Source organism: Desulfuromonadales bacterium (assembly GCA_035620395.1).
Taxonomy (GTDB): domain Bacteria; phylum Desulfobacterota; class Desulfuromonadia; order Desulfuromonadales; family DASPGW01; genus DASPGW01.
Map to the genome: position 1 here is coordinate 1 of DASPGW010000040.1, position 3553 is coordinate 3553.

General features: G+C 61.1%; 3 protein-coding genes. 2 read left to right on the forward strand and 1 reads right to left on the reverse strand.

The window, feature by feature from the left end; genetic code table 11:
- Positions 1-468 precede the first annotated feature (468 nt).
- Complete coding sequence (locus VD811_02335; GenBank protein HXV19812.1) at positions 469-684, forward strand: ferredoxin; 216 nt, start codon at positions 469-471, stop codon at positions 682-684.
- 88 nt (positions 685-772) lie between these two features.
- Positions 773-1939 carry an MFS transporter gene (locus VD811_02340; GenBank protein ID HXV19813.1) on the forward strand — a complete coding sequence of 389 codons (1167 nt, stop codon included), beginning with the start codon at positions 773-775 and terminating at the stop codon, positions 1937-1939.
- A 44-nt stretch (positions 1940-1983) separates the two neighbouring features.
- Here the strand turns inward: VD811_02340 and VD811_02345 are convergent, their stop codons facing one another.
- Positions 1984-3252: a TIGR00300 family protein gene (locus VD811_02345; GenBank protein ID HXV19814.1), complete on the reverse strand. Its 1269-nt coding sequence runs from the start codon at positions 3250-3252 to the stop codon at positions 1984-1986.
- Positions 3253-3553 lie beyond the last annotated feature (301 nt).

Below are 3553 nucleotides of genomic sequence, written 5' to 3' on the forward strand. Positions count from 1 at the left end.
CTGAAGGGTCCAACCGGCGTAGTCTCCCGATTCAAAGCCTCCGTTGACCAAACTATCGCTGGCCGACACTGGTCCACAGAATAGAAATACCGCCAACAGGCTCCAAGCAAGTCCTTTGATTTTTTTTTCCACACTCGCCTCCCTCTGGTTAATTAGACCTATCCGAATCCCGCACACAATTCAACTAAGTCATTCGGCGGCACCTGAAAACACAAATTGTCATTGATACTCCAACTAATGAATCCCCTCTGCCTCACAGGGGCCATCCTTGCGTAAAGCCTAACAGGGTTGACCTGGGCAATTAATGGTGCGCCTCGGCAATTGCTTGCCATCTTGCCTAAACGACAATATATTGAACAGCAACCTTCGTTCCAATTTCGCTAGAATTTCCGGCCCACACCCAGGCGGTGGAAATATTTCCGGTGAACTGGTAGCATATTCAACATTAGGTCGAAAGGAATACTTGTCATGCCCCGCATCCCCGTCGTCGACCAGGAAGCTTGCATCGGTTGTGAAGCCTGTGTTCATATTTGCCCGGAAGTCTTTCGCATGGAAGAGCCCGGCGACGATGGCCACCATCACGAGCACAAATCGGTGGTCTACAACCCCTTCGGCGCGCCGGAGTCCAAAATCGAACAGGCCATGGACAGCTGCCCGGTGGCCTGTATTACATGGGAAGACTGACAACAGGCACGAGGCCCAAGGCACGAGGTTACTGCAAAACCTTTAGCCCCTCGCCTCGTGCCTCCAGCCTCTTGCCTCGTGCCCGCCCTTGAACAACATCCGCAAACTCTACGCCTTCTCCTTCCTCAAGATGACCCTCTTTCCGATGGCGGTCATCACCCTCTTCTGGAAGGACCACATCGGCCTCAGCCTGGCGCAGATTCTGCTGCTGCAGGGAATATTCTCCCTCGCCACCCTGCTCATGGAATATCCTTCCGGGTATCTGAGCGACCATCTCGGCTACCGCTTCTCGCTGCTTTTCGCCTCGGCTCTGGGAGTGGCCGGCTGGGGGTTTTACACGGTGGCCGACTCCTTCGCCGGCGTGCTGCTGGCCGAAATCCTGCTCGGCGTCTCCTTCGCCTTCATCAGCGGCGCCGACAGCGCCCTGCTCTTCGAAAGCCTGCGTCAGCAGGGCCGGGAAGACGAGTACGCCCGGTTCGACGGGCGGATGAGCGGCTGCGCCCAGGCCGGAGAGGCGGCCGGCGCCCTCTTTGCCGGCCTGCTGTATGCTGCCGCTCCCCTGCTCCCCTTCTTCATCCAGGTCGGCGTCTGGCTGCTCGCCCTTGGCCTGTGCCGCACGCTCAAGGAGCCTCCCCGAGAGCCTCACGTCGCGCCCGCCTCACACCTGGGGGCCGCCCTGCGCACCTGCCGCCTGGCGCTGGTCGACAACCGCGAGATGCGTTACACCATGCTGCTGGCCACGGTGCTGGGGATCGCCTCCTACTTTCCCGTCTGGCTCATCCAGCCCTACATGCAGCAGACCGGCGTGCCGATCGCCTGGTTCGGACCGGTCTGGGCCGGCGCCAACCTGACGGTCGCCCTCTTCTCCCTGCTCAGCCACCGCTTTCATTTTCGTCTCGGTGAAAAGGGGATGGCCGTTCTTTTCCTCGGCCTGATCGTCACCGGCTATCTCGGGCTGGGACTGACCGGCGGGGTCTGGAGCTGCCTTTTCTACTACCTGCTCACCGCCATGCGCGGCCTGCAGGGCCCGCTGCTGCGCACCCGCCTGCAGAACGTCAGCAGCCGGGAGAACCGGGCCAGCATCCTCTCGCTGAAATCCCTCATCTTCCGTCTGCTGTTCGTCGCATCCGGCCCTCTCGTCGGTCATCTTGCCGACACTGCGGGACTGCAGGCGACCTTCCTGCTGCTGGCGGGGGTTTTCGCCGTAGCGCTTGTCCCACTCAGCCGCTTCTATCTGCGACATGCGCGGTCTTGATGCGCCCCCAGAAAAATCAGCCACGAATTCACACGGAAAAAAGACTATGGCTCGTTGGTTTCATTTGCCTTGATCCGTGTGCATTCGTAGCCAATAGAGCCCTTGGTCTCCAACCCGGCCGCGAGCTGTTCCAGAAATGAAGCGGCGTCCATGACAATCCCCACCGACTGACGACTGCCGCGATCCTGCAGCTTGGTGACGACGCCGGGATTGATATCGACGCAGACGGTAAAGACCCGGGCCGGCAGCAGATTGCCGGTAGCCACGGCATGCAGCGTGCTTCCGACCATGATCGCCATCCCCACCCCAGGCAGCAACTTGCGCATCGCCCGCTGGGCGGCCATGGCATCGGTGACGACGTCGGGCAGCGGTCCATCGTCGCGGATCGAGCCGGCCAGGACGAAGGGGATCCCGCACTGTACGCAGGCATGCATCACCCCGCGGCGCAGCAGACCGCTGTCGACTGCCGCAGCGATGGAACCGGCCCGGCGGACGGCATTGATGGCCCAGAGATGGTGGGCATGTCCCTCGCTGGCGGCAGCATTTGCGATCACCGGCACACCGAGGGAGGTTCCAAGCAGGGACTGTTCGATATCGTGCACGGCCAGGGCATTGCCGGCGAAGAGGATATCGATCCACCCCTGCCGAATCAGCCGCTCGAGAACCTCGCCGGCACCGGTGTGGATAATGGCCGGGCCGCCGACCAGCAGGACTTTTTTGCCTTCACCCTTGACCCGGCGCAGGGTGCGGACCACCTTCTGCAGCAGCGGCCGTTTCGGCTTCTCCGCCGACACTTCGCTGGCCATGAAGCGAAAGGCCTCCGGGTCGGCGTCGCGCGGCGGCGGTTCCACCCGTACGCCCTCCTCCCCCACCACGACCAGTTCGCCGGCCTTCACTTCGGCCATCGGCACGGCCCGCGCGGAGTGGCGGTCGCCAGCCACCACCACCGCCAGGTCCATCTCTTCGCCCGCAACCGGCAGCCATTGGTCATTCACCAGGATTTTCGTAGGCAGGTTGCTGGTGGCATGGAAATGGTCCGGCAGCACGCCGTCGGCCGGGGCTGATTCGAGCCGGGCCGGTACGGGCTCGATCGGCACGGCCCCCAGTTCGATCACCCGGCGCAAAACCTGCGTAAGCACCTCAAAACTCGGCGCGACAATCCGGATGACGGCCGAGCTGGGGTCGTGGCGAAAATGCCCTATGTTCAAGAAGCGGATTTCGTGGCTCGCACCGATGCTGTCGATGGCGTCGAGCACTCGCGAGAGGATGAAATCATCGATGAGGTGCCCTTGCAGGCGGATATCCCGCTCCACGGGTTCTCCTCCAAAAAATCTTCTTTTATTATCCGCAGATACACGCAGATTTACGCAGATGAAACCTGACGCAAAGACGCTGAATATTTTGGCCAGGGTCTTAATCTGCGCTCATCTGCGGCCATCTGCGGATAGATATGCCTTTCAGTACCAAGTATAGAGGATTGCCGCGGCTACACCATCGGCATGCCGGGCTGCAGGACGAAAAAAAGCCCGGCAATTTTCTGCCGGGCTTCGGTATGGAGGGAACGGAAATGGTCTACTTCTTGACGAAGGTTTCGGCTTCCGCGCAGGTGGGGCA